We start from the raw sequence: 21,968 nt of genomic DNA, 5'->3' as shown, positions 1-21,968 counted from the left end.
GGGCGGAACACCATCACCCAGCAGACCGCCCCGAAGCGGACAGCCCCACCCAACCGCACCCACCACCCGAGCCAGAACACCCCGCAGAGGAGGGGGGTGCGGGTGGCGAAGCCCCCGCCCAGCGGCGAAGCCGCCAAAAAACAAAGTCGCCCCCCGCCCGCGCTTTCTGCGGGCAGGGGGCGTCCAAAGACTTTGTGGAGCTAAGGAGACTTGAACTCCTGACCCCCTGCATGCCATGCAGGTGCTCTACCAGCTGAGCTATAGCCCCTTGCGGACGCCCGAGCGGGTGTCCGGTTCAGTTGTGTTGTGAGTGGAGCTAAGGAGACTTGAACTCCTGACCCCCTGCATGCCATGCAGGTGCTCTACCAGCTGAGCTATAGCCCCTCACCCGGCAGCCGGTCGCCCGGCTGGCCAGGGATTACTTTACATGCTCGCCGTGCCAAGTTCCTAACCGATATGCCTGGCGGCAAAAGCGCAGGTCAGTAGCGTCCAGGCGGGGGTACGGCGCCTGCTGTCATGCCGCCGTCGACGACGAGCTCGGCGCCGGTCATGTAGGACGAAGCGTCGGAGGCGAGGAAGGCGACGGTCTCGGCGACCTCTTCCGGGACGGCGACGCGGCGCAGCGGTACGGCCGGGAACTTTCCCGGGCCGCGCTCGACGCCGACCTTGGCGATCATCGGGGTGTCGATGACGCCGGGGTAGACCGAGTTGATGCGTACGCCGTGTTCGGCGACCTCCAGCGACACCGTCTTCGACAGCCCGCGTACCGCCCACTTGGTGGCGCCGTAGGCGGCGTGCGACGGCAGGCCTTCGAGGCCGGACTGCGACGAGATGTTGACGATGGAGCCGGCGCGCTGCGCCTTCATGGTCGGCAGGACGGCCTGCATGCCGAGGAACACGCCCTGGAAGTTGACCTTGAAGATGCGGTCGAGTCCGTCGACGGTCTCGTGCTCGAACGGCTTGGTCCAGTAGATGGCCGCGTTGTTGACGAGGACGTCGACCCGGCCGAAGTTCTCCAGCGCAGTGGCGACGACCTTCGCCCAGTCCTCCTGCGACGAGACGTCGTGCCGGACGAAGAGGGCGGCGTCGCCGAGTTCGGCGGCGACCTTCTCGCCCTCCTCCTCCAGGAGGTCGGTGAGCACCACGCGCGCGCCCCGGGCGACGAACAGGCGTGCCTCGGCCTCGCCTTGGCCGCGCGCGGCGCCGGTGATGATTGCGACCTTGCCGTCGAGCTGGTCGGCGAGTTGGGGTGCCATGGTGCTCACCTTCTCTTGGGGAACGGCGGATTTCGGTGGTCGAGCGCCGAACGGGGGCGGCACCTGTCGGCGCCACCCCCGTTCGGCGATACGGTCTTTCGCTATGCCAGCGCCTTGCGCAACGCCTCGGTCGCCTCGGCGAACGCGGTCGCGGCGGTCGGCACCAGCGCGCCCATGCCGATGGCGCCGTGGAACATGCCCTCGTAGACGCCGTACGACGCGACCACGCCGGCCTCGGCGAGGCGCCGGGCGTACGCGACGCCCTCGTCCCGCAGCGGGTCGAGGGCAGGTGCCACCACGAACGCCGGTGCCAGGCCGCTGAGATCGTCGGCCGTGCCGGGTGAGGCGTACGGGTGCGCCGGGTCGCCGTCCGGGCCGATGTACTGCGTCCAGAACCACGCCAGTTGCGCGGCGGTCAGGAAGTAGCCCTCGGCGTTCTCGCGGTACGACTCCGTGGCCCGCCGGTGGTCGAGCACCGGGTAGAGCAGCAGTTGGAACGTCGGCTGCGCGACTCCGCGGTCGCGTGCCATGAGTGCGACGGCCGCCGCGAGGTTGCCGCCCGCGGAGTCGCCGGCCACCGCGACGCGCGCCGGGTCGCCGCCGATCTCGGCGGCGTTCGCGCGCGCCCAGGCGTAGGCGGCGTACGCGTCCTCGGCCGCCCCCGGGAACCGTGTCTCGGGTGCGAGCCGGTAGTCGACGGAGACGAACACCGCGCCGGTGGCGTTCGCGAGGGCGCGGACCGACGAGTCGTAGGTGTCGACGCTGCACAGCACCCAGCCGCCGCCGTGGCAGAAGACGACGACGGGGAGGACGTCGGCGGGCGCGCTGCCGTCCGGGCGGTACACGCGGACCGGGATGTCGCCGCCGGGACCGGGGACCGCGAGGTCGCGTACCTCGGCCACGGGTATCTCGGGCGCGGGCGACTTGGGTGCCGCGGCCAGGATCGTGCGCGCCTGCACGGCGTCGTCGATCTCGGTGCCGACCTGCGGGAAAACCGAGGTCATCGCGTCTATGAGGCCGCGGACCGCGGGCTCGGGGGCCTGTGCCGGCATCTGTTTCGCCTCAGCCTTCCACGACGTTGCCGACGGTGGGTCCGGCGGTCCAGCCGCCGTCGACGGCGAGTTCGGCGCCGGTGACGTACGAGGCGGCGTCGGACAGCAGGTACGCGACAGCCGAGCCGACCTCGTCCGCGTCGCCCGCGCGGCCCATCGGGGCCTTGGGGTAGCCGCCCTCGCCCGGCTTGACGCCCACGACGGCGGTCATCGGGGTGTAGATCATGCCGGGGTGCACGGAGTTGACGCGGATCTTGTCGCCGGCCAGTTCGATGGCGGCGGTCTTGCCGATGCCGCGCACGGCCCACTTGGCCGCCGAGTAGGAGCCGGTGTAGGGCAGGCCCATCAGGCCCGCGGCGGAGGAGATGTTGACGATCGAGCCGCCCCCGGCCTGCTTCATCGCGGGGATCACGGCCTGCATGCCGATCCACACGCCGGTCAGGTTGACCTTGATGACGCGCTCGAAGTTCTCCAGCGTCTCCTGCGTGAACGGGCCGCCCGCGGTGACGCCGGCGTTGTTGACCAGGCCGTCGATCCTGCCGAACTCGGCCAGGGTGAAGTCGACGACGGTCTGCCACTGATCCGGGTCGGTGACGTTGTGCGCGTGGAAGCGGGCGTTTTCCCCCAGGTCCGCGGCCGTCTTGGCGCCGAGTTCCTCCTGCAGGTCGGTGATGACGACCTTGCCGCCGCCCGCGACGACCTGGCGGGCGGCGGCCGCGCCGAGTCCGCCGGCCGCGCCGGTGATGATGACGACCTTGCCCGCCAGGTTCGGGCCCTGGAGTTCCGCCATGGTGATCGCTTCCTTCGTCGTACGTCGCCCGCGCGGCCGGCGCGGGCTATACATGCAGAGTACAACTAAAAGTTGTATAGCAGAAAGGGGCACTCTGGTCCGGTCGGCAGCGGTCAGCCGCGCATCGGCGGCACGATGCCCGCCGTCGAGCCGCCGTCGATGACGAACTCGGTCCCGGTCATCCACGACGACGCGTCCGAGGCCAGGAACACCACCAACTCGCCGATGTCCTCCGGCTCCCCCACCCGGCGCAGCGGCACGGCCGGAAACCCGCCGCGGCCCCGGGTGACCTCGCGCCCGAGCATCGCGGTGTCGACGCCGCCGGGGTGCACCGAGTTGACCCGGATGCCGTCCTCGCCGAGTTCCAGCGCGGCGGTCTTGGTCAGGCCGCGCACCGCCCACTTGGAGGCGCCGTACGCCCCGTGCCTGGGGATGCCCTGCAGCCCCGCGAGCGACGAGATGTTGACGATCGAGCCGCCGCCGCGCGCGATCATCGACGGGACGACCGCCTGGATGCCGTGGAACGCGCCGAACAGGTTGACCTTGAGGATGCGGTCGAGGTTCTCCGCCGTCTCCTCCATCACGAGCGCGTGCCGCAGCAGGCCCGCGTTGTTGACCAGGACGTCGACGCCACCGAAGGTCTCGGTCGCGATGCCGACCACGCGGGCCCAGTCCTCGGCGGAGGACACGTCGTGGCGTACGAACACCGCCGCGTCGCCGATCTTCTCGGCGGCCGCACGGCCCTCGTCCTCCAGGATGTCGGTCATGACGACCTTCGCGCCGCGCTCGGCGAACAGGCGGGCCTCCGCCTCGCCCATGCCGCGCGCGGCCCCCGTGATGATCGCGACCTTCCCGGTCAGGCTCGTCATGTCGTCGTACCCCTCGCCTCGGCGCTGCGCGTCGTCCCCGCCGTCGGCCGGACGCGCGGCACCGACGCGTGGTCGGCGCGGGCAGGACGGCCGTGCGGGATCCCGTACGGATTACACATGGGTCGGGTCGCCCGTTCCAGTCCTCCGCACCGGAACGGGCGACCCGGTCTGATGCGGCGTCAGGCGCCGAAGCTCTCGCCGTACTTCTTGCGGAAGTGCGGGATGACCTCTTCGCCCCAGATCCGGATGGTCTCCATGCACGCCTCCTGCGGCACGGTGCCCATCTGGATGAGGCACATGATCTCGTCGGCGCCGGCGTCGATCAGCTTCTGCACGTAGCCGATCGCGTCCTCGGCGGTGCCGTACGCGTGGTTGATGTTGTACGTCGCGGTCGCGTTCACGGTGACCGGGATCTTCGCCTCGTGCAGCATGGCGACCTGCTGCTCGGCGGCGTCCTGGATCTCCTTGACGTGGTCGACGCCGTCGACGACGGCCTCGTCCGGGATGCCCGACTTGCCGCCGGAGAACCAGTGCGCGATGGACTGCGCGAAGAAGCGCTGGCCGCGGGCGCCGATCTGGCGGGCCTTCTGGCCGTCCTCGGCCACGATCGTCGGGCACAGCGCCACAAGGTGGTTGTTCTGCACGGTGGAGACGAACTGGCTGCCGTCGCGGGCGTCGATCGCGTCGCGGTAGATCTTGTTGAGGTTCGCGACCTCCTCCGGACCCGCGAAGCCGAGCACGAGCGCGCCGACGCCCATGTTGGCGGCCTCGACGAGGCTCGGCTGCTTGCTGCACGCGAGGAACAGCGGCGGGTGCGGGGTCTGCACGGGGCGCGGCAGGATCGGGTGGGGCGAGATCTTCATGAGCTCGCCGTCGTACTCGAGCTCGTCCTGCTGCCACGCGGCGCCGATGATGCGCAGCGCCTCCTCGACCTCGGCTTTGGTGCGCTCGATGTCGGCGCCGACGAGGCTGGTCTCCTGCAGCGTGCCGCCGCGGGCCGCGCCCACGTCGAGGCGTCCGCCGGACAGGGTGTCGAGCATGCCTATGCGCTCGGCGACGCGCGCCGGGTGGTTGAAGTTGAAGGGCATGCAGACGGCGCCGTGCGCGATGCGGATCCGCGACGTGCGCGCCGCGACCCAGGTCAGGAAGATCTCCGGGGCGCTCATGTGCGAGTACCACTTGGTCGAGTGGTGCTCGACGGCCCAGATGCGGTCGAAGCCCATCTCCTCGGCGTAGACGGCCTGCTCGACCGAGTCGAGGATGACCTGCCGCTCGTGCTCGGCGGTCGGATTGGCCATCTGGGCCTCGAAGATCATCGAGAACTGCATGCCGTACTCCTGGGGTCTGGCGCGGAATACTCCAATTAGATGTATGACTGACTGCGACGTCAAGAGCTGAGCTGACGTAGAATCAGTTGCACCAGAGGGAGGGACACCGATGAGCGAGTCGTCGGCACCATTGCCGAAGCTGCCGAACACCGCGTGGGCGGTGTTGGGGTTGCTGTCCTTCCCCGGCGAGCGCTCCGGGTACGACCTGAAGAAGTGGGCGGACTCCTCGCTCCGCTTCTTCTACTGGAGCCCGGCGCTCAGCCAGATCTACACCGAGCTCAAGCGCCTGGAGCAGCTCGGGTTCGCGGTGTCGCGCATCGCGTCGCAGGACGAGCTGCGCAACAAGCGCCTCTACTCCATCACCGAGGCCGGGCAGCAGGCCCTGGCCACCTGGGCGCGCGACACGCCGGCCGGCCCGCCGGTGCTCAAGCACGGCGTCGCGCTGCGCGTGTGGATGGGGCACCTGTCCGAGCCGGAGGAGCTGCGCAAGACGCTTGTGGAGCACCGGGATTGGGCGGACCGTACGCTCGCCGAGGTGCTGGCGTCCGAGGACACCGCACAGGACCGCTGGCCCTTCCCGGCGCTCGTACTCAAGTGGAGCGAGCGCTACTACCAGGCCGAACGCGACCTGGCCGAGGGCATGTTGGCCGACCTCGACGAACTCTTCGAGCACGGCGACGTGCACGTGGCCGAACGCCCGCCCGCGGGGAACGCACAGAACGAGCAGGCCGCGCAGAAGCGGCAGTGACGACGCAGGGGCGGCGCCGATAGGCACCGCCCCTGTTGAAGCGTCAGATGTGCACCGCCGGAAGAGCCGGAATTGCCGGACCTGTCCGGGTCAGACCTCGTCGCCGAGCACCGGCTCGGGCAGCGTGCCCGCGTTGTGCTCCAGCAGCCGCCAGCCGCGCGCCCCCGATCCCAGGACCGACCAGCAGCAGTTCGACAGCGCGCCGAGCGAGCCCCAGGTGTCCTCGGGCAGGCCGATCATGCGGCCGATCGCGCACCGGATGGTGCCGCCGTGCGACACCACGACGAGGGTGCCGCCCTCGGGCAGCTTCTCGACCGCGCGTTCGATCGCGGGCACCGCCCGGTCGGCGACCTCGGTCTCCAGTTCGCCGTCGCCGCGGCGCACCGGCTCACCCCGCCGCCAGGCCGCGAACTGCTCCGGGAAGCGCTCCTCGATCTCGCGGTTGGTCAGCCCCTGCCAGTGCCCCGCGTACGTCTCCCGCAGCCCTTCGTCGAGGGTCACCGAGAGCCCCGTGAGCTGCGCGAGTTCGGCCGCCGTGTTCGCGGTGCGCGTCAGGTCGGACGACAGGATCGCGTCCGGCCGCAGCGCCGCGAGCAGCCGCGCGGACCGGGTCGCCTGCGCGAGCCCGGCCTCGGTGAGCGGGATGTCCGTCTGCCCCTGGAAGCGCCGCTCGACGTTCCACGTCGTCTGCCCGTGCCGCCACAGCAGGACGCGGCGGCCGCCCTGCCCGCTCAGCTCGCGTCCTCAATCGCGGCACCGGCCTCGGCGCGCTCGGCGTTGACACGCTGCACCGACTCCGGCAGCTCGATCTTGGGGCAGTCCTTCCAGAGCCCTTCGAGGCGGTAGTAGGCGCGCTCCTCGGCGTGCTGCACGTGGACGACGATGTCGATGAAGTCGAGCAGGACCCAGCGGGCCTCGCGGTCCCCCTCACGGCGGACCGGCTTGGCGCCGAGCGCCCGCAGCCGCTCTTCGACCTCGTCGACGATCGCCTTCACCTGGCGGTCGTTGGGTGCGGAAGCGAGGACATAGGCGTCGGTGATGCCGACGACCTCGCTGACGTCGTACGCGACGGTCTCCGTCGCGAGCTTTTCCGCGCACGCCTCGGCGGCGGCGTTGACGAGCTCGATGGCGTGGGTTGTGGCGGTCACGATCTGCTTTTCTTCAGGCGACGAGGGACGCCTTCCAGGTTCTCACACCGTGCGGGGTGGCCGCCGCCGAGTAACCGCGCGGCCACCCCTTGTCCGACCTACGGCTTGAAGTCCTGGCCGAGGGTGACCACGACGTCGGCCAGCATCTCGCCGTCGATCTTCTGCACGACCGCCTCCGTCAGGCCGATCGTGAGCGCCGTCTGCACCGCCGCCTCGCGGCGCGCGTCGTCGGAGTACTGGACGGTCGACGCCGGCCGGGCCTTGGGCTCGACGGCCCCGCCGGGCACGTAGGAGTAGCCCGCGTTCACGACCTTGATCCGGGCGGCCTCCTGCGCGCCGGACTTGCCGCTGGCGTCGGTGATCATGACGCGCGCGGGCCCGTCGGCCTTGGCCACCTGCACGCTGCCGCCCAGCAGGTCCTTGACGACCGGCCCGGCCGCGGCGACGTCGAGGATGCCGTCGGGACGCACCGGCAGGTCGGCGGACTTGAACTTCTGCGCCTGCACCGCCTTGGCCATCGACGTCAGCACCGCGGCGAGGCGGTCGTCGGGCAGCGACGGGTCGGCGATGTTGGCGAGGTTGCGCAGCACGTCGGCGACGTAGCCCGGGTCGTTGGGCAGCACCTTGAGCACGCCTTGGAGGACGCGGCCGAACCGTTCGGCCCCGCGCGTCGGCGGCTCGCCGGTGATGCGCAGGGCGGCGTACGCGCGCGCCGCGTTGCCGCGGACGTTGGCGGACGGCCCGGCCGGCAGCAGCACCGCACCGTCGGGGCTTTTGACCTCGGCGTCGGCGGTGAGTTCGATGCCGCCGACCATGTCGACCAGCCCCTGCAGAACCGGCTCGCTGACCACCCACGAACCGTTCAGCTTCACGCCCATGAGCTGCGCGAGCGCGTCACGCGAGGCCCCTGCGCCGTCGTTGACCATGACGTCGGCGATCGGCATGGGCCCGGCGCCCGCGGTGTTGACGATGGTCACCGACGCGACGGTCATCATCGACGCGCTGCCGCGCACCGGGTCGTCGGCAAGTACCGCGCTGGCGGTGGTCGTTCCGTCGGTCCCGCGTAGCTGTATGAGCACCGCTCCGCCGGTCGCCTGCGCGGCCTGCTTGGAGTCGCCGCCCCACCACTTGTCGTACGCGAAGTAGCCGCCCACGCCGGCCGCCACCACCACGAGCGCGGCCACCACCGCGACGGCGCGGTTCCGCAGTTGGCGGCGCCGCTCGTCGCGGCGCTCCGACCGGGTCTCGGCGAACTTCAGCCAGTCGATGACGTCTTCGGACTCTTCGGCGTCGTCGTCGACGAAGTCGAACTCGTCGGCCGCGTAGCCGACGCGCTCACGGTTGGGCCCGGGTCGGCCGGAGGTCGGGCCGCCCTGGGTGCCGGGGCGGGGCGGCCCGGGCCGCCGGGAGCCCGACGGCCGCGGGCCCGGTTGCCCCGGACTCTGCTGCCCCGAACCCTGCTGCCCGGGGATCGGCGGGCTCTCGGGGGCCTGCGGGGCAGGGCGTCCGGCGGGACGGCTCGGCCGGGCGGGCATCTCGCCGGGCTGCGCGGGTGTGGGGACCTGCACGCGGAACGAACCGGTCGTGCTGGTCGCCCCGGTCGGGTTCGTGGATCCGGTACGCCGCACCCGGGGCTCGGCGGCCGCGCCGCCTGCCGCGCCGGCGCCGGTGGCGCGCTCGGGGGCGGACTGCGGGTAGGTCTGGCCGTCGTAGGCGGCATACGCGCCGGAGTCGTACTCGGCGGAGGGAGCTTGAGCGGGCGGCGGGACGGCGCCGTACGAGCCGGAGCCGCCGTACCCGCTTCCGGGCTGGGCGCCCGGGTCGTAGCCGTAGGCGGACTGCTCGTAGCCCACGGCCTCGTAGCCGCCGGACGCGTATCCGCCGGAGTCGGTGCCGGGAGCGCCGTACTGCGGCGAACCGTAGTTCGGGGTCTCGTAGGCGGGACTCTCGTAGGACTGCGCGTCGTACGCGGGGGTCTCGTACGCGCTCGACTCGTACGGGCCCGGGTAGCCCGGCGCGGCGCCCTGGTCCTGCCCGAACTGCCCGCCGTACTGGCCGCCTTGCTGCTGCCCTCGGTGCTGCCCCGGTTGCTGGTGGCCCTGCGGACCGCCTTGCTGCCGCGGGTCGTAGCCGTAGGCCGGATCGGGTGCGTACCCCTGGCCGTAGCCCGGGTCCTGCCCCGGGTCGTACCCGCCGTACGGGCCCGCGGGGTAGGCCTCCGGGTCGTACCCGGGGTCGCCGTCCCGATGGCCCTCGTACGGCCGTCCGTCACGCCGTTCGCCCGATCCGGTCACGTCGCCCCTCGGTACAGCCCTCGCTTGCTGATGTATTGCACGACCCCGTCCGGCACCAGGTACCACACCGGTTCGCCGTCCTGCTGACGGCGCCGGATGTCGGTCGACGAGATGGCCAGTGCGGGCACCTCGACCAGGCTGATGCCGCCGTCCGGGAATCCGGGGTCGGACAACGTGTGGCCGGGCCGGGTGCAACCGATGAAGTGCGCGAGCTCGAACAGTTCCCCGGCGTTGCGCCAGGAGAAGATCTGCGCGAGGGCGTCGGCACCGGTGATGAAGAACAGCTCCGTGCCCTCGCCCGACGCACTGCGCAGGTCCTTGAGGGTGTCCACGGTGTACGTCTGGCCCGGCCTGTCGATGTCGACGCGGCTGACCGAGAAGCGCGGGTTGGACGCGGTGGCGATGACGGTCATGAGGTACCGGTCCTCGGCGGGGGAGACCTCGCGCCCGCTCTTCTGCCACGGCTCGCCGGTGGGCACGAAGACGACCTCGTCGAGTTCGAACAGGCCCGCGACCTCGCTCGCGGCCACGAGGTGGCCGTGGTGGATGGGGTCGAAGGTGCCGCCCATGACGCCCACGCGTCTGTTGCGCTGTGCCGTGCCATCGTCCATGGGCGGCCAATCTATAGGGCCGGGTTCCGGTTGAACACGGAGCCGCGTCGTCGGGCCCGCTTCCGGCGCGGCGCACCCCCGTTCGGCAGCGCGCGGAGGGGGGTCAGACGCCCGATCCCGAGCGCTGGTCCGGTACGCCGCCGAGCGGCAACTGCCCCGCGGCGGCGCGGCGTGCCAGCACCCGGCGCAGCACCACTTCCGCGACCTCGGCGACCTCTTCCGCCTCGGCCTCGGTCAGGTCGTCGAGTGCGGCTTGGAGCGCGCGGACGCGCGGGCTGGTCGCGGCGCGCACGTCCTCGGTCCAGTAGCCGGCGTCGTCGCGCGCGGCCTCGATGAGGAGGTTCGGATGCATGCCCATGCCGGCCGCGAGGGCTTCCAGCGTGGCGCGTTCGACCATGCGCCGGGACTGCTGGGTCCGACTCAGCAGTGAGTAGACCGTGGTGCGGCTGACGCCCGCGGCGTCGGCGAGGCGCCGGGCGTTGCGCCCCGGTTCCGCGTCGATCCAGCCCTCGACGAGCTGCTTGAGCCGGTCCATCGCTCCCGTTCCCCGGATGCCGCGCCCCGTTGTGCGCCACCTGCCGACACGCAGCGTACCCGTCCGCTACGACGGTGTACGCCACACGGTACGCATTGCGTGGACAGGTTGTACGCAGACCGCTAACGTGGTGCCGCGATCGAACGAGTGTTCGATGCTGCGAGCGAGATCGAAGAGTGTCCGACATGAGCAATCCCCAGCCCGGCACAGAGCCCGTCAGGGAGTCCGACAGAACGGGTCGCACCGCCCCGCGGAACCGCGCCCTCGACGCGCTCAGGGAACTGGACGTCGAACTGGCCCGGTTGAGCCGCACCGCGCGCTCCGACGCCGAGTTGCGGGCCGCACTCCACGGCCTCCTCGTATCGCTCCGGGCCGCCACGGCCCACGCGGACGGAACCACGACCCTCGTCGTCGGGAGCGAGGCATGGACCCGTCTCCAGATGGCCGTGGGGCGCCGCGCCCGCGTGCGGTGAGCACATGACGAGCACGCGCCGAGCAGGCATCGCGCAGGCATCGGCCGGCATCGTGCACGCGTCGGCCGCACTTCCCCTCCCCCGCCCGCACCCGCGTCAGGAGGACCCCGTGACCCGTACCGACGAACCGCGAAATCCGCGCAACCCGCGACGCCGACCACCCCGCCGCGACGGCTTCGCCGAGCGCGCCCGCCGAGCCATCGACTCGCTGCTGCGCCAATTCCCGGAGCTGAGGGAGGAGATGGCAGCGGGCGGCGGACTCGGCAGACCGGCGTACGCGGCCCCGGTCTCGGCCGCTTCGGCCCAGGCAGTCGCGCCCGTCCCGCCCGAGGCCGCCGCTCGCCTCGACAACGAGGCGGCCGAGGACCGCGCCGCGGCCCTGTGGAACACGCAGCGCGGGCTCGTCCCCGGCGGTCCGGGCGGCGCCCCGCTGCGCCTGTCGGCTCTCGACACCGACATGGACATCACCGCGAGCCTCGGCGAACTGGAGGAGGCCGTGCACGACCGTCTCGGCCTCCCCTCGCCACGGCCGGCGGACGTACCCACGCGTCTTGTCCGCGTACTGCGGCTGCTCGATCCGATCGGCCGGGACGCCGACCTGGCCGAGCACGTGCTGGCCGAACTGCGGCGCATGGCCCGCCGGTGTGCACGTGTCCTGGGCGACACCGAGCCGATCCGCCGCATCCGTCCGCGCTGCCCGCTGTGCGACTCCGTGTCGTTGCGGGCGTTCACCTCGCGGCACATCGTGCTGTGCGTCAATCCCGGGTGCCGGTGCGAGGACGAGGGATGCGCGTGCCACCACGTCCCGGGGGCGCGGCACCGCTGGGAGCGGGCGGAGTGGGCCGAGTTGGCCGTCCTGGTCGGGTGCACCGTGGACGACCTCGCGGAGGTGGCGGCGTGATCGGGTGGGACGGGGCGAGCGCGGCGGGCCGTCCGCGTGCCGGTGCGGCGACGCCGGTCCTCCTGACGGCCGGTGAGGCCGCCCCGGAGGTTCAAGTGGTACCGGCGACGATCAGGAAATGGGTGCAGTTGGGGCACCTGGCCCCGGCGGGCAGGCGGGGCCGGGAGAACCTCTTCCGACTGGAGGACGTGTTCCGTGCGGAGCGCGCCGTGCACCGCCGGACGAGGGACTCCGTTCGAGTGCCTTAGTCGAACAAACTTGCGAATCCAGCGGCGATCGATCACACTTGAGGCAGCGGCGAAGCTGTGCCCACCGAGGGGGCATCGCTTCGCCGTTTTGCTTGTCCCGCAAGGGAGTTGCGGCCCGCGCCGACTCCCCGAGCGGCCCCTCCCGAACGGCCCCTCCCGAAAGGCGCGCTCCCGGACGGCCCGACCTCGAAGGGCCCGCCCGAGAACGGCCCGCTGATGAACGGCCCGTCGACCCCGTGTCGGCGGGCCGTTCCGCGTTCCGCACAGCCCTCCCCACCAGAAGGCGACAGACCCATGACCACGCCCTTCCGAGCCCTGTTCTGCGACCTGCGGACGGACGACATCATCGATTCCTTCCCCCTCGACCACGTGCGGTTCGACGACCGCATCGGCGGCGGGGGCACCCTGACCGGACGTTTCGCGCTGCCGGACACCGACGCGGCGGGTCGCGCCGAGGCCGTCGTCCCCGCGCGCACCGCCGTGTGGGTACAGCGCGGCGGTGACATCTGGTGGGGCGGCGTGGTCTGGCGTACGACCCGGCACAGCGGACTCGCGGGCGACGCCCTGAAGGTCGTCGCCGCCACCTGGGACAGCTACCTCGACCACCGGATCCTGTACGCCGGCAAGGAGAGCGACACGGCCGTCGACCAACTGGTGCTGGCCCGGGAGTTGGTCGAACAGGCCCAGGCCCAGCCGAACAGCCACATCGGCATCACCACCTCCGACACCGTCATGTCAGGTGTGCAACGGCGTGCCCGACACGCCGACTTCGACCTGATGCGCATCGGCGAGGCGCTGCGGCAACTGGCCGACCGCCGCGACGGGTTCGAGTGGCATATCGCGAGCACCCGCGAGCCGGTGACCGGATACCGCAGCAAGCGGCTCGACCTCGGTTACCCGGTGCTGGCCCCCGAGTTGCCCGACCTCGCGCTGGACGGACCGGGGGCGGTGCTCGGGTACGCGTACACACACGACGGCACACGCAAGGCCACGATGTGGCGAAGCCGCGGCTCCCGGACCGGCGGTGCGGGGCGCCTCATGTCGCACGTCTGGGAGATCACCGACGTCCTGCACCCGGCGGACGCCGACCTCACCTGGCCGCGCCTGGACGGCGCCTCGGACGCCCCGGAGTGCGGGCGACGCGAGGCCCTCGACGCCGAGGCGCAGGACGCCCTGCGCGCCGCCTGGCACGCACCCGCCGCGCTCGACGCGACGGTACGCCTGGACCCGCGCACCGCCCCGTCGCTGATGGGTCGTCATGTCCGGCTACGCCTCGACAGGCGCCCGAACGAATGCGGCCCAGAGCGGCGCCTGCGGGTCGTCGGTGTTGCGGTCGAGACACCCGCCCCCGGGACCCCGGAAACCGTCCGGCTGACACTCGGCGCGGCCGCCGAGGCGCCGGCCACGACAGTCGTTCCCGTACCGGTGCCGAGTGGCTGAACGACCGCTTCCACCAAGCGACTTCGAGCGCACCAAGCCGTCCGACCGGCCCGGCCGGAGCGGCTCATCCAACCGACAGGAGGCCGCCACCATGATCATTCCCATGCAACGCGACGTCCGGTACGCGGAGTCCGCCGACGGCCCCGGCCCCAGAGCCGTCCCGCCGGCGGCCACGGGCCGCGACTCGCTGACCGGAACCCCGGAGACCGTCCTCGACCCGATCCTCGGTCTGATCTTCGGTCTGATCTTCGGTCTGATCCGCGACCCGATTCCCGACACGATTCCCGACACGGCGCCGGAGCACAGTGCCGTCGAAGAGGGGCCCGACGAGGCGGATCCGGTACCCGGGGAGGCCGCATGATGACACGAAGTACCGAGACCCACGACCCGGCTTCAGTGGCACTGGAGTTGGCCGAACTGCGGCGCAGCGTCGACGTCGGCTTCGCCACGACGCGAGGCGACTTGGCGCTGCTGCTGCAACGCGCGGACCAGGCGGACAAGGTGCTGGACGAACACGACGCGCGCATCTGCGTGTCGCGCCCGCTGGCCCCTGCCGTCCGTCGCCGCCCTCACCGGCCTGAGCGGACTCTGCATATCCGCGTGGCAGGCCACCGGGCGGTGAGAGCGGCCGACAACGAGCGCGGAGCGGTGCGGTGATGACGCGGAACGGTGGGGCGTATCCGGGAGTTCCCCGGGTACGCCCCACCGTCCGGCGCTGCCGGCCAGCGCTCCTGGTCCACGCGATTCGTCAGCCCCGCTCGGGAGTGACCGTCCAGTCGCCGTCGGCCTCGATCTCGATGAGGCAGGGCCCCGCGGGGATGATCGACTCACCCTCGTAGGCACCGATCGCGTTGGCGAGCGAGGCGAGGTACGGATCCGCGGCCCGGTCGGGCGATTCCGCGTACACGCGCACCATGAAGTTGCTCGCGCCGTTGTGCGTCATCGCGACGACGGTGCGCGGGCCGGTCCACCGCAGCACCTCGGCGCCGTCACCGCTCACCGCACCGGTGAGCCAGGGGGCGGCCGTGGGCGGCTGCACGGCAACGGTCCAGGGGCCGTTGCTCTCGATCTTCAGGCGCTCGGTGACCGTGCCGCGCTCGTCGAGCAGGACGCGGCCCTGGTACGCCCCGATCTCGTTGACCAGCAGCTTGTCGTGCTCCAGGCTCGAATCGAGCGTCCAGACGGCGAAGTTGCCGGTACCGGTGCACGTGATCTCGGCAATCACCGGGCCCGAGGCGACCGGGCGCGAGATGCGCAGTATTCGGTCGCCGTTGCCCTCGAAGGTGTGGATGCCGGGGACCGGCGCGGGCTCGGCCTCCGCTTCGGCCTCGGCGGCCGCGGCATCGGCGTCGGCATCGGCATCGGGTTGGGCTTCGGCATCGGGTTGGGCTTCGGATTGCGCCTCAGGATGCGGATCCGGCTGCGGTTCCGGCTCGGGTTCCGAGGCAGGCTCGGTCTCGGTCTCGGTCTCGGTCTCGGGTTGCGGCGCGGGCTCCGGCGCCGGAGCCGGCTCGGGTACGGCGGCAGACGCCACTTCGGGCTCGGGCTCGGCATCGACGTCCACCGCGACCTCGGCGGCAGCCTCCGACTCGGATGCCGATTCGGGTTCCAACTCGGGTTCCGGCTCGGGGTCGGCCTCTGGAACGGCCTCCGGCGCCTCCGCGACCTCGGCAGCCGGCTCCGTCGGCAATTCCGTGACAGCTCCCGGCACTTCGGCGGCTGCTTCGGCAGCGTCGACCGCTTCGTCTGTGGCCGCCGCCGCCTCGGCCGCCGCTTCCGCGTCCGCTTCCGCCGCGGCGGCCGCCGACAGCAGCACGACCCCGGGGTCCGCCCCGTAGTCGCGTACCAACTGCTCCAGCCCGTCGCGGTATCCCTGTCCGACCGCACCGAAGCGCCAGCCGTCGCGCCGATAGACCTCGCCGAGGATCAGGGCGCGCTGCCCCTTCATCTCGGACGGCTCCATGATGAACGCCGCGACCGGCTCGTCGTCGACCGTGAGCACCACGCTCCCGGCGTCCAGCGCGATGTCCGGCCCCACCGACGCCAGGACGAAGAGCAGCCGGTGGACTTCCGGTGCGACCGCGTCGAGGTCCAGGTCGAACGCCGCCTCCGACGCCCCGCCCGACACCAGCGCGACCGCGCTCACCAGCGATGCCGGCCGCGCCGAACTCACCGGCGGCCGATCGGAGTCGATGTGCCCTTCCGCGTCGAGCGCGAAGCAGAACGCCGCGATGTCGGTGCCCGTCGCCGCGCCCGCGACCTCGACGCGCAGCGCGGTCGCCGCGGTCAGATCCGCAAGTCTGGCCTTCTCGCCCATGGCGAACGTACGCATTCCGCCCTCCCCTGGTGCACTGTGCTCCCGCTCCGCCCACGCGCCCGCCTGGAAGATTAACGCGCGGCGGGCGGGAAGACGCGGGAACCCCATACCCGGCGGTGCCGGCCGGGCAGCACAAAACCGGGGCGGCCGGTCACGGCAGCCCCGGTCACACCGACCGATCACGTGGACGCGTACGCCGACGAGTCACTCCGACAGGTCAAACCAAGGGGTCGCGCCAAGGGGTCGCACGAAGGGTCACGCCGACTGGTCAGCGGTCCTTGTTGAAGGACATCGTGATGAGCAGCAGGACGATCAGCGCGATGAACGCGCCGAGGCCGGCGCCGATCGGGCTGAGGCTCTCGTGGTTGCCACCATGCTCGCCGCCCTCGCTCGCGAGACGGGTGAGAACGGTCATGGCCTGATCGGTCATCGTGGTCAACCCTTAAGTGTCTGGTCGTCGGACGATGGCCGGGCACCCGAAGGACACACGGCCGCGCACGACATCGTACGGAAGGTCCCCTCGACACGCGCGCGCAGGATCGCCCTGATGAGGGTTGTCCCCCAGTCGGGTGCGCCGCGAGCGCCTACCCTGAGGGATGGACGACACGGGGGTCGGCCGCTTCGGCGTCCGCCACCGACCGTGCACTCTGCCACGAGGGGGATCGAGCCATGCCCGACACGACCAAGCAGCCGGGGGCCGAGGGCGCGAACCTGCCGGCGCGGCAGCGCATCCGCTTCCCCGGGATCTCGTCGCGGGCGTACGAACACCCCGCGGACCGCAGCGCGCTCGTGGCGTTGCGCAAGTTGCAGGGCTTCGACGCGATCCTGAAGCAATTGCACGGCATGCTCTCCGAGCGGTCGGTGCGCCTGGCGTTCCTCGCGGGCAGTGTGCGCACCAGCGACCAGCAGTTCCGGCGGCTGCACGACATGGCGCGCGAAGCCGCGTACATCCTGGACATGCCCCAGGTGCCCGAGGTCTACGTGACCCTGGACCCGCAGCCGAACGCGATGGCGATCGGCATGGACAAGCCGTTCATCGTCGTGACGACCGGGCTCGTCGAACTGCTGGACGACGACGAGATGCGCACGGTCATCGGGCACGAGATGGGCCACATCCTGTCCGGGCACGCGGTGTACCGCACGATGCTCCTGCTGCTGACGAACCTGTCGCTCAGCCTGTCCGGGATCCCGCTCGGCACGCTGGCCATCCAGGCGGTGATCGCGGCCCTGCGCGAGTGGTTCCGCAAGTCCGAACTGAGCTGCGACCGGGCGGGCCTGCTGGTCGGCCAGGACCCGGACGTGTCGATGCGCGCGCTGATGAAGATCGCGGGCGGCTCGCACCTGCACGAGATGAGCACCGACGAGTTCCTGGCCCAGGCGGCCGAGTACGACGCCGCGGGCGACATACGCGACAGCGTGCTGAAGCTGATGAACGTCTTCGGGCGCTCGCACCCCTTCCCGGTCGTACGCGTCGCCGAACTCAAGCGCTGGGCGGACGGACCGGAGTACCAGGCGATCCTGGCGGGCGAGTACCCGCGCCGCGACGAGGACCCGAACGCGTCGGTGCGCGACGAGGCCAAGGCCTCGGCCGACGCGTACCGGGAGTCGGTGCGCCAGAGCGCCGACCCGCTCTTCGGGCTGCTGCGCGACGTCGTGGGCGGCGCGGCCGACGCGGGCGGGCGCCTGCGCGACAAGTTCACCGGCCGTCCCGGTGGCGGTACGGGCACCGCGACCGCTCCCCCGCCGCCGAAGACCGCGCCCGACGACGCGCCCCGGCCCGATACTGGGAGCGGAACCGCGAACGGAACCGCGAACGGGACCGACGAGGGGCCCGCCGGCGCGGGCGACCCGCCGCCCGGCAGCGGGAGTTGACGGTACGTCACACCGCGACCGCGAGCACTCCGCACGTCGTCGCGGTCGCGGTACCGAGCACCAGGGGGTCGTAGGGCTCGACCGTCGCTCCGGCACCGGTGGCGGTGGCAGCAGCGGTCGTGGCCTCTGTCGCGGTCTGCACGGCCCCTGGCGCGGCGGCCCCCGCGGTCGTCGCGGTCACCGGACGGAAGAACGCCGCCGTGTCGGCGGTACACGCCTGCGGCGCCGCGATAGTCACGATGCGCCGTACCCGCATCGTCCCGGTGCGCAGCCCGTGCCGGTCGACCTGGAACTCCCAGGCCCGGTGCACGACGAAGCGCGACCAGGTGTCGCCGCCGACGGCCTTGACCGCGTACACGAAGACCCCGTCGACGGTCACGATCAGTTCCTCGTCGTCGGTTTCGGCGACGGTGGCGGCCGCGGAGACGCGTACCTTCGTGTCGGCGACCGCGATCTGCGCGGGGTCGAAGCGTGTCGCCCAGCCGGTCGCGGAGTGCACGTCGTCGTCGACGGGGTGGTCGTACGACGCCGTCAGCTGCGCATGCTGATCGGTCTCCAACCGGAGTGCCGCGGACCACGGGCGCATACCGCCCCAGACCTCCGGGTCCAGTTGGGTGCCGTACACGAAGTCCCGCATCTGCTCCAGCGCCTCGCGTACCTGGGCCGCGCTGAAGTGCGCGGTGTCGCCGTGCTGCGGCAGCACGATTCCGGCGCGGCCGTCGCTCCACGCCGCCGCCGCGCTGCCCGCGAACGGGTCACCGCCGGGGCCCGTGGCGACCAGCACCAGGCCCTGCGCGGGCACCAGCGACACGCGGACCAGGACCGCGGGGCCGGAGGCCGCACGCGGTGCCGCGGTGCCACCGCCGCGCCGGGCGCCCAGGTAGAGGGCGCCCGCGAGCAGCAGGACGACCGAGAGCATCAGGACGCCGATCTGGAACGCGGCCGCGGGCATGCCGAAGACCCGGCGCAGCTGCCGGGGCCCCTTCCCGGTACGCATCCGCTCCTGCGCCGATGGCTCGTGGAGCACGGCGGCGCTGACGAACGACTCGTCGAAGACGGCCTGGAATTCGTCGTCGCCGTCGGGCCCACCCCCGCGGCTGCCTTCAGGGGGTTCGCCCCGACCGGACATGACTCCATGGTAGGTCCCCGGAGCCGCCCCCGGAACTGCGGAAACGCAGGGCGGACAACACTCCTGACGGGGTCTCAGACATACTCGTCGGGTTCCCGCCGCAGACGGGCTCAGACGAGACCGCGGCTCGAAGCCACCAGCAGGACCGTCGCGACTATCACGAACCACACCGCGACCTTGAGGTTGGTGCGGTCGCGCGGACCGGAGGTGCGCCGCGGCCCGTCACCGCCCCGCCGGGCACGCACGCGCCCCGGCATCTCCTTGTTGGCGGCCTCACGGAACCCGGTGTTCTGCGGCGGATTGTGCCGCCAGCGCTCGGCAAGCATCCTGGCGCGTGCCGAAGGCTCGCTCTGCGCCGCCCCCCTCACGAATTCCTCGTCGAGGACCAGGCCCTCGAACGGGTCGGCGCCTTGCGGCTGCTGACCCTCCGTCACCTCCGACATACCGTCGGATCCCCCGGGTCGCGCGGACCCGCCCCCGTCACGCTCGCGCTCAGACACGCGCGAAAACCTAGCGGATGGCGGCGACATCGGCACCCGGGTATGGGGCTCAGTCGCCAAATATCGGAAGGGTTCCGGGAGTTACGCGAGGTATGGACCGATTCGCCGGCGAATCCGCCGGGTCAGCAGCCGTCGCGCACCGGCGCGCCGCAGGAACGCCCCGCCGCGGCAGCCGGCGTCATACCCGAGCCGGTCGCGGCGGGCGTACGTACCTCCGGGCGCGGCACGGCGCTTCCCACCGTGGGCTGCGGGGCCGGCGGGGTCTGGCCGGAGCGCCCCGGCGCGACCGCGGTGATCGCGATCGCCACCACACCGATGCCCATCAGCAGCGCGAGCACCCAGGCCACCGACTGGCGCCACCACGACGTCCGGCCGGTGGTCGGCTCTTCGTACGGTCCGTACCCGACCGGGATGCCGGTGTCCGGCCGGAAGCCGGGGCTGGTACGCGGCTCGACGAGCGGGAACGGGTCGTCCGGGCCGTTCGCGAAGTCGGTCGGGACGCTGCCGTCCGCGGGCTCGGGGGCCTCGGCGGCCGGCGGCGTGGCGGCCAGCAGGCGTTCCAGCGCGGACGGCTCGTGGATCTGCGCGGCCCTGACGAACTGCTCGTCGAAGACCACGGAGGACAGTTCGTCCCCCGCGTGCTCGGGGTCCTCCCCGAACTCCGGCAGGCCGTCCGGTGGTTCCGGCCCTCGCGAATCGGGCACTCAATCACACTATTACCGCGACGCCCCTGGAGGGAACGAAATACGCGAGTACGTGCAACAACGCCCTCCCGACCGGGGCGAGAATCCCAGGCGGGAGGGCGTCGGAAAGCATGCCCGCATCACCCGGCCGAGGGCCGACCACGGGCGACAGGCGACGAGGTTCGGCAGGCGGCGACCCGGCCGGTACGCGCTACCGCACGTGGCCGTCGCCGGTCACGACGTACTTCGTCGAGGTCAGCTCCGGCAGGCCCATGGGCCCGCGCGCGTGCAGCTTCTGGGTGGAGATGCCGATCTCGGCACCGAAGCCGAACTGGCCGCCGTCCGTGAAGCGCGTCGAGGCGTTGACCATGACCGCGGTCGAGTCGACCAGCCGCACGAAGCGGCGCGCCTCGGCCTGCGAACGCGTCACGATCGCCTCGGTGTGGCCCGACGAGTGGCGGCGGATGTGCGCGACCGCGTCGTCCAGCGAGTCGACCACGGCCGCGGCGATGTCGTACGACAGGTACTCGACGTCCCAGTCCTCGTCCGTCGCGGGGACGACGTCGGCCGAGAACTTCTGCACCGCCTCGTCACCGTGCACGGTCACCCCGGAGTCCTTGAGCGCGGCCAGCGCGAGGGGCACGAAACGGTCCGCGATGTCGGCGTGCACGAGCAGCGTCTCGGCGGAGTTGCAGACCGACACGCGCTGCGCCTTGGAGTTGACCAGGATGTCGACGGCCATCTGCAGATCGGCGTCGGCGTCGACGTAGACGTGGCAGTTGCCCACCCCGGTCTCGATGACCGGCACCGACGAACCCTCCACGACCGTGCGGATCAGCGACGCCCCGCCGCGCGGGATGAGGACGTCCACGAGCCCGCGGGCGCGCATCAGCTCGGTGACGCTGTCGCGGGACTCGCCGGGCACGAGCTGCACGGCGTCGGCGGGGACGCCGGCCGACGCGACCGCGTCGCGCAGCACGCCGACGAGCGCGGTGTTGGAGGCGTAGGCCGAGGACGAGCCGCGCAGCAGCACCGCGTTGCCCGACTTCAGGCACAGCGCGGCGGCGTCGACCGTGACGTTCGGCCGGGCCTCGTAGATGATGCCGACCACGCCGAGGGGCACGCGCACCTGGCGCAGCTCCAGGCCGTTGGGCAGCGTCGAGCCGCGGACCACCTCGCCGACGGGGTCGGGCAGGCCCACGACGTCGCGTACGTCGGCGGCGATCGCGGCGACGCGCTCGTCGGTCAGCGTCAGCCTGTCGACGGTGGACTCGGGGGTGCCGTTCTCCCGGGCCCGGGCGACGTCCTCGGCGTTGGCCTTGACGATCTCGGCGGAACGGGCCACCAGGGCGTCGGCGATCGCCAGCAGCGCGGCATCCTTGACCTTGCGCTCCAGTGGCGCGAGCAGGGCGGCGGCCTCCCGGGCACGGCGGGCGGTGTCGAGGACGGCTGAGGATGCGCTGCTGGTCATGGACCCAGCCTACCGAGCCGGTGCGGCTGCTCCCGGGGGTTTTCCGACAGGCGAGACGAAGCTCGGCAGACACAATCCGGCGCGACGTGGCGCGTACGTCTTCCGCAGCAGTGTGCGGCGGCCCACAATGTCACCCCGACCAGGACGAACGGAGTGCATTGTGACCTCGGAGAAGGCCATCACCCCTGCCGTACGCGCCCGGCGCCATGGGCTTGCGGATTTGTTGGCGCGTTCGGCGGCGCGTACTCCGGACAAGACCGCGGTCGTGTTCGGTGAGGTGCGGCAGTCGTTCGCGGAGTTGGA

At 71.9% G+C, this 21,968-nt stretch carries 24 protein-coding genes and 2 tRNA genes; 8 read left to right on the top strand and 18 right to left on the bottom strand.

Translation table 11 applies throughout. From position 1 onward, the window contains the following. Nucleotides 1-195: 195 nt before the first annotated feature. The 7 genes from AB0C36_RS36875 to AB0C36_RS36845 form a co-directional block, all read right to left on the bottom strand. A tRNA-Ala gene (locus AB0C36_RS36875) sits at nucleotides 196-268 on the bottom strand. Between the two features lie 43 nt (nucleotides 269-311). Continuing rightward, nucleotides 312-384: transfer RNA gene (locus AB0C36_RS36870), tRNA-Ala, on the bottom strand. A 95-nt stretch (nucleotides 385-479) separates the two neighbouring features. Further along, nucleotides 480-1,256 (bottom strand): glucose 1-dehydrogenase, encoded by a 777-nt coding sequence (locus tag AB0C36_RS36865; RefSeq protein ID WP_358362905.1) that lies wholly within the window; start codon nucleotides 1,254-1,256, stop codon nucleotides 480-482. A gap of 101 nt (nucleotides 1,257-1,357) precedes the next feature. Beyond that, entirely contained in the window at nucleotides 1,358-2,308 is a 951-nt protein-coding gene (gene lipP1 / locus AB0C36_RS36860) for a LipP1 family hormone-sensitive lipase (protein ID WP_358362904.1), read from the bottom strand. 10 nt (nucleotides 2,309-2,318) lie between these two features. Beyond that, the gene (locus AB0C36_RS36855; RefSeq protein WP_358362903.1) at nucleotides 2,319-3,098 is read right to left on the bottom strand and encodes a glucose 1-dehydrogenase; all 780 of its coding nucleotides are present in this window, start codon (nucleotides 3,096-3,098) and stop codon (nucleotides 2,319-2,321) included. Nucleotides 3,099-3,211: 113 nt separating this feature from the next. Continuing rightward, nucleotides 3,212-3,967 carry a glucose 1-dehydrogenase gene (locus AB0C36_RS36850; protein ID WP_358362901.1) on the bottom strand — a complete coding sequence of 252 codons (756 nt, stop codon included), beginning with the start codon at nucleotides 3,965-3,967 and terminating at the stop codon, nucleotides 3,212-3,214. A 179-nt stretch (nucleotides 3,968-4,146) separates the two neighbouring features. Continuing rightward, entirely contained in the window at nucleotides 4,147-5,295 is a 1,149-nt protein-coding gene (locus tag AB0C36_RS36845) for an LLM class flavin-dependent oxidoreductase (RefSeq protein ID WP_358362900.1), read from the bottom strand. A gap of 109 nt (nucleotides 5,296-5,404) precedes the next feature. Here AB0C36_RS36845 and AB0C36_RS36840 point away from each other — a divergent pair, with 109 nt between their 5' ends. After that, on the top strand, nucleotides 5,405-6,043 hold the full coding sequence (locus AB0C36_RS36840; protein WP_358362898.1) for a PadR family transcriptional regulator: 639 nt from the start codon (nucleotides 5,405-5,407) through the stop codon (nucleotides 6,041-6,043). A gap of 90 nt (nucleotides 6,044-6,133) precedes the next feature. Here AB0C36_RS36840 and AB0C36_RS36835 read toward each other — a convergent pair whose 3' ends face one another. The 5 genes from AB0C36_RS36835 to AB0C36_RS36815 form a co-directional block, all read right to left on the bottom strand. Further along, entirely contained in the window at nucleotides 6,134-6,778 is a 645-nt protein-coding gene (locus AB0C36_RS36835; protein ID WP_358362907.1) for a histidine phosphatase family protein, read from the bottom strand. Beyond that, complete coding sequence (rsfS, locus tag AB0C36_RS36830) at nucleotides 6,775-7,191, bottom strand: ribosome silencing factor (protein WP_358362897.1); 417 nt, start codon at nucleotides 7,189-7,191, stop codon at nucleotides 6,775-6,777. The genes AB0C36_RS36835 and rsfS overlap by 4 nt, the downstream gene beginning before the upstream one ends. 98 nt (nucleotides 7,192-7,289) lie before the next feature. Then, nucleotides 7,290-9,485 carry an LCP family protein gene (locus tag AB0C36_RS36825; RefSeq protein WP_358362896.1) on the bottom strand — a complete coding sequence of 732 codons (2,196 nt, stop codon included), beginning with the start codon at nucleotides 9,483-9,485 and terminating at the stop codon, nucleotides 7,290-7,292. Then, nucleotides 9,482-10,096, bottom strand: coding sequence for a nicotinate-nucleotide adenylyltransferase (gene nadD, locus AB0C36_RS36820; protein ID WP_358362894.1), 615 nt, complete (start codon nucleotides 10,094-10,096; stop codon nucleotides 9,482-9,484). The genes AB0C36_RS36825 and nadD overlap by 4 nt, the downstream gene beginning before the upstream one ends. A 103-nt stretch (nucleotides 10,097-10,199) precedes the next feature. After that, complete coding sequence (locus tag AB0C36_RS36815; RefSeq protein ID WP_358362893.1) at nucleotides 10,200-10,631, bottom strand: hypothetical protein; 432 nt, start codon at nucleotides 10,629-10,631, stop codon at nucleotides 10,200-10,202. A 185-nt stretch (nucleotides 10,632-10,816) separates the two neighbouring features. On the opposite strand from AB0C36_RS36815, the gene AB0C36_RS36810 reads away from it, so the two are divergent. From AB0C36_RS36810 to AB0C36_RS36785, 6 genes are all read left to right on the top strand, one after another. Beyond that, nucleotides 10,817-11,104: a hypothetical protein gene (locus AB0C36_RS36810; RefSeq protein WP_358362891.1), complete on the top strand. Its 288-nt coding sequence runs from the start codon at nucleotides 10,817-10,819 to the stop codon at nucleotides 11,102-11,104. Nucleotides 11,105-11,213: 109 nt separating this feature from the next. Beyond that, nucleotides 11,214-12,005, top strand: coding sequence for a hypothetical protein (locus AB0C36_RS36805; protein WP_358362890.1), 792 nt, complete (start codon nucleotides 11,214-11,216; stop codon nucleotides 12,003-12,005). A 62-nt stretch (nucleotides 12,006-12,067) separates the two neighbouring features. Further along, nucleotides 12,068-12,253, top strand: coding sequence for a hypothetical protein (locus tag AB0C36_RS36800; RefSeq protein ID WP_358362906.1), 186 nt, complete (start codon nucleotides 12,068-12,070; stop codon nucleotides 12,251-12,253). A 294-nt stretch (nucleotides 12,254-12,547) separates the two neighbouring features. Beyond that, on the top strand, nucleotides 12,548-13,693 hold the full coding sequence (locus AB0C36_RS36795) for a hypothetical protein (RefSeq protein WP_358362889.1): 1,146 nt from the start codon (nucleotides 12,548-12,550) through the stop codon (nucleotides 13,691-13,693). Between the two features lie 91 nt (nucleotides 13,694-13,784). Further along, nucleotides 13,785-14,054: a hypothetical protein gene (locus AB0C36_RS36790; protein ID WP_358362888.1), complete on the top strand. Its 270-nt coding sequence runs from the start codon at nucleotides 13,785-13,787 to the stop codon at nucleotides 14,052-14,054. Then, on the top strand, nucleotides 14,051-14,350 hold the full coding sequence (locus tag AB0C36_RS36785) for a hypothetical protein (RefSeq protein WP_358362886.1): 300 nt from the start codon (nucleotides 14,051-14,053) through the stop codon (nucleotides 14,348-14,350). The genes AB0C36_RS36790 and AB0C36_RS36785 overlap by 4 nt, the downstream gene beginning before the upstream one ends. A gap of 91 nt (nucleotides 14,351-14,441) precedes the next feature. On the opposite strand, the gene AB0C36_RS36780 is transcribed toward AB0C36_RS36785, so the two are convergent. After that, nucleotides 14,442-16,025 (bottom strand): TerD family protein, encoded by a 1,584-nt coding sequence (locus AB0C36_RS36780; RefSeq protein ID WP_358362884.1) that lies wholly within the window; start codon nucleotides 16,023-16,025, stop codon nucleotides 14,442-14,444. 253 nt (nucleotides 16,026-16,278) lie between these two features. After that, nucleotides 16,279-16,440 carry a hypothetical protein gene (locus AB0C36_RS36775; RefSeq protein ID WP_358362882.1) on the bottom strand — a complete coding sequence of 54 codons (162 nt, stop codon included), beginning with the start codon at nucleotides 16,438-16,440 and terminating at the stop codon, nucleotides 16,279-16,281. A 239-nt stretch (nucleotides 16,441-16,679) separates the two neighbouring features. On the opposite strand from AB0C36_RS36775, the gene AB0C36_RS36770 reads away from it, so the two are divergent. Beyond that, nucleotides 16,680-17,882, top strand: a complete 1,203-nt coding sequence (locus AB0C36_RS36770) for a M48 family metallopeptidase (protein WP_358362881.1) — start codon at nucleotides 16,680-16,682, stop codon at nucleotides 17,880-17,882. A 7-nt stretch (nucleotides 17,883-17,889) separates the two neighbouring features. On the opposite strand, the gene AB0C36_RS36765 is transcribed toward AB0C36_RS36770, so the two are convergent. The 4 genes from AB0C36_RS36765 to AB0C36_RS36750 all read right to left on the bottom strand — a co-directional run bounded on the left by AB0C36_RS36765 (nucleotide 17,890) and on the right by AB0C36_RS36750 (nucleotide 21,665). Further along, a complete protein-coding gene (locus AB0C36_RS36765) occupies nucleotides 17,890-19,011 on the bottom strand; it encodes an SCO2583 family membrane protein (protein ID WP_358362880.1) in 1,122 nt (373 codons plus the stop codon). A gap of 110 nt (nucleotides 19,012-19,121) precedes the next feature. Then, nucleotides 19,122-19,454 (bottom strand): SCO2583/SCO2584 N-terminal domain-containing protein, encoded by a 333-nt coding sequence (locus tag AB0C36_RS36760; protein ID WP_358362879.1) that lies wholly within the window; start codon nucleotides 19,452-19,454, stop codon nucleotides 19,122-19,124. A 179-nt stretch (nucleotides 19,455-19,633) separates the two neighbouring features. Further along, the gene (locus tag AB0C36_RS36755) at nucleotides 19,634-20,215 is read right to left on the bottom strand and encodes an SCO2584 family spore wall biosynthesis protein (RefSeq protein WP_358362878.1); all 582 of its coding nucleotides are present in this window, start codon (nucleotides 20,213-20,215) and stop codon (nucleotides 19,634-19,636) included. 190 nt (nucleotides 20,216-20,405) lie between these two features. Next, entirely contained in the window at nucleotides 20,406-21,665 is a 1,260-nt protein-coding gene (locus tag AB0C36_RS36750; RefSeq protein WP_358362877.1) for a glutamate-5-semialdehyde dehydrogenase, read from the bottom strand. Between the last annotated feature and the right edge of the window lie 303 nt (nucleotides 21,666-21,968).

Origin of the sequence: Streptodolium elevatio (assembly GCF_040649515.1) — a bacterium.
In the GTDB taxonomy this organism is placed as follows: Bacteria; Actinomycetota; Actinomycetes; order Streptomycetales; family Streptomycetaceae; genus Yinghuangia; species Yinghuangia elevatio.
Note: the sequence above shows the minus strand (reverse complement) of the source record. Positions and strands in the feature narration are given on the sequence as shown.